The following is a 4,986-nucleotide window of genomic DNA, read 5'->3' as shown; positions in this document are numbered from 1 at the left end:
GCCAAACGTACTGCGTTGACGGTCACCGGTATCTACACGCAGCAGAACCGTGAGATCCTGTTTTCGGACGCAATCACAGCGGTGTCCCAAAAGCACTTCATCGACCGATTCACCGCTAGAAACACTCCGGACAGCTTTAATTTACAACAATGCCAACGATGATACGCCCTTCAACGATGAATCAACACACGCGTTCGTCATTCGACTCCGTCACGCGACGTCGAGCCCTCGCAGTCGGTGCCAGTGCCGCTGTAGCGTCCACCGCCGGCTGCTCGACAGTCCTTAATGCGATCGGCAACCGAATCTTCGAAGAGGTCAACCTCCTCAACCAGCTGAATCAGGAGGTCAGCGGGTCGATCGAAGTCGTAGATCCCGAGGGCGAGACGGTCCTCGATACTTCGTTCGACGTTCCCTCGACCGAGTCAGACGGTAATAGTAATATCGTCGCCTACGCCGACGTATGGACCACCACCGGCGAGTACCAAGTTGACTTGGAGCTCGCCGATACCGTGATCGCAGGTACTTCAGAGCTGAATCAGCGATTTTCGATTACTAGTACTGAAGAAGAAATTGTCGCTATTTCAATTGGCTCGAGCGATGAAAGTGAACCAATCGCGCTTCGAGTCGGAGAGTCGTTCTCGGATCTCGGGCAGATGAACGAGACCGGTTAACCGAGGCAAAGGAGTTTCGCGAAGGTTCATTTGATAACGGGTTCCTAGCTCGCGTCAACTACAAACAACACAAAGCGCCCGGCTGCGTGTACTAACACTGTTACTGGAAGCCCGATTGCGGCAGCTAGCACGGTAACTGAGAGTATTGTCGGAACGTTACCCACTGAAACCGCTAGTCCGACCATTGTGAGGAGTCCGCCAATGAACGTTCCCGCCGCAACCGTCTCTATCGTTCGGATGCTATCATATGCTAGCGTCCGCGTACTGCGGTCTCCGACGAACGGGATCCCCCGACGATCTACCTCTAAGTATGCGTAGCTGAGTAGTACGACTGCCAAACCGAGTAGCAAGACAGTACAGAAGAGAACGATGGCGGTTCCGCCAGCGAGGATCGACCCTTCTCCGCCGATCGCTGCTAATGACCCGAAGGCCAAAATCGGGACGGCAAGTGCTGCGAGCGCTATTGCCACTACGGAAATCCCGGCCCAGACGTAGATCCCGTTCCGTGAAAGCCACGTGTACGCCCGATCCGAGTAAGTATCGGAGTGTGACGTGGCTCGGTCAACCTCGGAGCTAGGCCCACCCGTTGAGGCGTCGTCTGTCATACCGGCATATCGGTCGTCTCCCGTATACTTCCTAGTCCGTGTCTCGGGCGGAGAAACACGGTGAGGAGACTCTGTTAAAATCCTTACAAAGTGATATTTTCTGACCAGCCGCGGTTAGTACAGACCACTCAGAAACTGCCTATCGCAGAGAGTATTGTTCCGAGAAAGGACAGACAGGCGGAACCAGCCAACACGAGAAGGACGATGGCAGAGGCACTAAACTCCTCTGGGTCGGTTCGGAGCAATTCGTAGCCGGCAGTGGCAAGCATTCCAGCCCCACCGATCGCCATGAGCAGTATCGGGATGCTATGATCGCCAGCGATGAGCGAACCTACCGCTGGCCCCCCTACTGAAGCTCCAATTACCATTCGAAAGGGTACACCGTTGAGGGTGCCGCCGGTCGGAGGCGGTATTCAGATAAGTATCCGACTGATGAGCATATCCCATCGCCGTGGCATAGTCTGGTGGGATCGCCCATCACTTCTCGCGCTCTCCACTGGCTTCTGGGACGGTTTTTGACCGATCGGCGCCAGCGATGGGGCCGGGCATTTGGCGTCGTGTTCCGTCTCCTCGATACCCGTTCAGCTACCTCTTGCGACACTGCGTTCCGAACCGTGGATTTCCCCACTATTTTGAGGGTCGGTGATCTGGGATAATGTATGTCTGATACGGCCCTCCAAGACATATCGGGAGACGGTTCAACGGATTCCTCAGACCTGGATCTCGACTGGCTCACGCTTGAAGACGGCGAGTCTATCCAGTGGTCGAGTACCCCGCACAAGTACAGCGTCCTTCCTGCGTTTATCATCGGAATTCCGCTGTCACTCGTCCTTATTGGCATCCCGATCGTTGCTGCGTCCTATCTTCAGTACACCAATACGAACTACGTGGTCACCAATCGTGGCCTCTACAGCAAACGTGGGGTACTCTCACGTGACGTCCAACAGATTGGGTTCGACAAAGTCCAAAACATCTCGTACTCACAGTCGGCGCTCGGCTCGTACTTTGGATACGGCTCCGTTGACGTTAGTACAGCGGGCGGGTCCGGGATCGAACTTCAGTTTCGAAGTATCCCTGCCCCAGCAGCAGTTCAGGAACTGATCGCTAGGGAAATTGACAGCCGACAGCAGACCGAGTCCGACTCGACGAAAGAGGATGTTCTTGATTCGATTCTTGCGGAACTGCGCGTCATTCGGCAGGCGGTCACCGACGACCAGAGCGGGTCCCAGGCCGATTCGACTGCCCCGTCTACTGACGAGGCAATCCATACTGACACAAGTAACACAGATGAGTGACAGCTGGTGGTATCAACACGACGATGAACGCGTTGTCTGGAAGGGTCGCCCGCGTCTCTCAGCGGCTCTTCCAGACATAATCGTCGGAACCGCCATCTCTGTGTTTGCCCTTGTCGGCGCTGTTAGCGTCGACCTCTGGTTGTTAGCGGGGGTGCCCATCGGCGTTGCGGTTCTCAGTTGGGGGCTACTCAGGGTACGACGGACGCAGTATCTCTTGACAACCCGAGCAGTATGGGCAAAGCGGGGCGTCCTCGGACGAACCGTTCGTCGTGTCCATGTCGATAAAATCCAGAACACTTCGTTTTCTCAGTCCGTCACAGGCTCGTTTTTCGGTTATGGAAAAGTGTCCGTTGAGGTCGCCGGAGGACGCGACCTAGAGTTTCGGCGGGTTGATAACCCGAAGAACGTCCAGACGACGCTCGCGGAGTACATGGGTAATGAAGAGTACGCAATCCCCGGGTCTCGAGAGCAGTGGGAATCTGTCCTCAGCCTTGTCCGTGAAATCCGCGCCACGGTGGCGCCCACCAGAGATGATAGTGAGCCTGTGACCGGAGAATAAGAGAGTTCACATTGGGTCTCAAACGGTCTGTCGCCAATATTGAAGGCAGTCAGTTACTGTACGTCGCCAGCGCGAGCAGCGTCGGCGAGAGATCACGTGGTGACCGGAAGATTAGTTTCCGGTAGGACAACCCGTTTATAAACGATCAAGTAGGAAACTGTCGCAAGCAGATACACACCGACTGTCGGCAGTGGCGGCCAGTTCAAAATAAAAATCGCGAACGCTACCCAGAATCCGGCTAATAGAATCCCACATAGTGAGACGACATGTAATCCCTCCTGTGACTGAACTTGAATGTCGCTCCCTGTCAGCAGCCGGACGCTGACCATCGCCACAGTAAGTGTCGCCCAGGTCAAGACTGGGAGCCCGAACACGGTCCATATATTGACCGGTAACTGTGGAGACTCACTGAGCAGTATTGGCCACCCGACTATCCCGAGTGCCACCCAGCCAATGCTCCGAAAGAGCTCTTCGCGGAAGATTGAACGGACGCGTGGGTGGTTAAGGAATTCGCGGAGGGGATGCGTCGAAGTAGTCTTGTCGGCTGTCAGCGCTTGTTTTCCTTCCGGCGATAGCGGCCACTCCGACTCAGGGTGGTTGAGATAATACAAGGTTAGTGAATCAGCGAACGACTCCGTCGTGACGACTCCGTTTTCCTCGAGTTCTGTTAACCGGTTCCGGAGCGTCACCTTAGAGACGTCTGGCTTGATCTGCTGTTGGATTTGCTGGAGCGAAAAGAACGGCCGATCTGCTCGATACATCGTTTCGACGACGTGGCGGCGGGTGAGTTTGGTGTTTACCCGCTTGTCCTGAGGCAGCTTTTCTGTTATCCAAGGTGGGAGGGCCATGTGTTATCAGTCAGTCACGCACAACATCTTATCGAGTCAAATTGTATGTTTTGCTCTGTTGGGGCCACAGGGCGGTGCGGTGCTGTTTCAGCAATTGAAACTGCTTCGGAGACCCTGAGACTGGCCCGAAGCGTCAGGTAGTCGCTGTCGAGCCCCTGTCCGTCGGGTGAACGTACCAGTACCAGAGGGAAGTCACGGCCGCGACCGCGACGTAACTGAGCGTGATCCACTGAGCGGAGTAACCACCTCTTGTGACGAGATACACCGCGGCGACACCCCCGAGCATGATCCCGAGGGCGAGGCTCACGGATATTCCGCCTGTCGTCTGGACACAAAGATCCGATTCGGTCACGCTCCGGACTCCGATAGCACTTGCCGTCAACACGGCCCAGGTGATCACGGGAAGTCCGAAGACCGTCAGGGGTGTCGGGTTGAGCCAACTGACTTCCATCGTCACTAGCGGCCAGCCGACGAGTCCGGCTCCGAACCAGACGATACTTCGTAACAGTTCCGTGCGTACGATTTCGCGTAGTTGTGGCGTCATGTCCACACACCCGCCTAGCGTAGCAACCGGTAAAGCAGCGCCGAGAATCTTGCGTTCACAGAGGCGGACTTTCCGGGCACAAAGGAGAGTTTGTACCCGGAAAGTAGAGGTATTGCGCCACGGACCGTCGCGCTAGGCGGTCACTAGCCGGTCGGATTAAGCTCGGTGTGAGATATAGGAGACAGCGAAGCCCCCCGGCCAATTTCGACCTGTCTTTAACGCGACATTGGTAAAACTAATTATGGCCAAGAATTTTGTCGTTCTATTTTGAAAAATGTATTCGTATTCTAATATCCCCTTTGGGCACGAGTAACGGCTTCGTGGCAGAGCCAGAGATCGACAGTCCACAAAGCTTAGATCCTCAACCACCCGAATCAACGGGAGTAACATAGTGATCAGGGGGATCCCATGATATCAGCAGAGGGAACACGTCACTCTGTATGCTTATACTCAACGTCGAAAGT

6 protein-coding genes are annotated in these 4,986 nt (G+C 55.2%); 3 read left to right on the top strand and 3 right to left on the bottom strand.

All coding sequences use genetic code 11. The features are described 5' to 3' along the window. Positions 1 to 176: 176 nt before the first annotated feature. Entirely contained in the window at positions 177 to 671 is a 495-nt protein-coding gene (locus Z052_RS19070; RefSeq protein ID WP_049933032.1) for a hypothetical protein, read from the top strand. 44 nt (positions 672 to 715) lie between these two features. Here the strand turns inward: Z052_RS19070 and Z052_RS20015 are convergent, their stop codons facing one another. After that, entirely contained in the window at positions 716 to 1,276 is a 561-nt protein-coding gene (locus Z052_RS20015; protein ID WP_129452611.1) for a hypothetical protein, read from the bottom strand. 659 nt (positions 1,277 to 1,935) lie between these two features. Here Z052_RS20015 and Z052_RS19060 point away from each other — a divergent pair. Together Z052_RS19060 and Z052_RS19055 are read left to right on the top strand one after the other, a co-directional pair. Beyond that, entirely contained in the window at positions 1,936 to 2,571 is a 636-nt protein-coding gene (locus Z052_RS19060; RefSeq protein WP_099289375.1) for a PH domain-containing protein, read from the top strand. Then, positions 2,564 to 3,130: a PH domain-containing protein gene (locus Z052_RS19055; RefSeq protein ID WP_049933029.1), complete on the top strand. Its 567-nt coding sequence runs from the start codon at positions 2,564 to 2,566 to the stop codon at positions 3,128 to 3,130. Before Z052_RS19060 ends, Z052_RS19055 begins: the two co-directional genes overlap by 8 nt. A gap of 92 nt (positions 3,131 to 3,222) precedes the next feature. Here Z052_RS19055 and Z052_RS19050 read toward each other — a convergent pair whose 3' ends face one another. Then, entirely contained in the window at positions 3,223 to 3,978 is a 756-nt protein-coding gene (locus tag Z052_RS19050; protein WP_094494286.1) for a hypothetical protein, read from the bottom strand. A gap of 133 nt (positions 3,979 to 4,111) precedes the next feature. Further along, complete coding sequence (locus tag Z052_RS19045) at positions 4,112 to 4,528, bottom strand: hypothetical protein (RefSeq protein ID WP_199237905.1); 417 nt, start codon at positions 4,526 to 4,528, stop codon at positions 4,112 to 4,114. Positions 4,529 to 4,986: the final 458 nt, after the last annotated feature.

Source organism: Halorubrum sp. C191 (assembly GCF_002727095.1).
In the GTDB taxonomy this organism is placed as follows: domain Archaea; phylum Halobacteriota; class Halobacteria; order Halobacteriales; family Haloferacaceae; genus Halorubrum; species Halorubrum ezzemoulense.
Note: the sequence above shows the minus strand (reverse complement) of the source record. Positions and strands in the feature narration are given on the sequence as shown.

What these genes read in the sequence shown, in the direction of transcription:
- Z052_RS19070 (WP_049933032.1), top strand. Translation starts at nt 177, where the DNA reads ATGAATCAACACACGCGTTCGTCATTCGACTCCGTCACGCGACGTCGA.
- Z052_RS20015 (WP_129452611.1), bottom strand. Translation starts at nt 1,276, where the DNA reads ATGACAGACGACGCCTCAACGGGTGGGCCTAGCTCCGAGGTTGACCGA.
- Z052_RS19060 (WP_099289375.1), top strand. Translation starts at nt 1,936, where the DNA reads ATGTCTGATACGGCCCTCCAAGACATATCGGGAGACGGTTCAACGGAT.
- Z052_RS19055 (WP_049933029.1), top strand. Translation starts at nt 2,564, where the DNA reads ATGAGTGACAGCTGGTGGTATCAACACGACGATGAACGCGTTGTCTGG.
- Z052_RS19050 (WP_094494286.1), bottom strand. Translation starts at nt 3,978, where the DNA reads ATGGCCCTCCCACCTTGGATAACAGAAAAGCTGCCTCAGGACAAGCGG.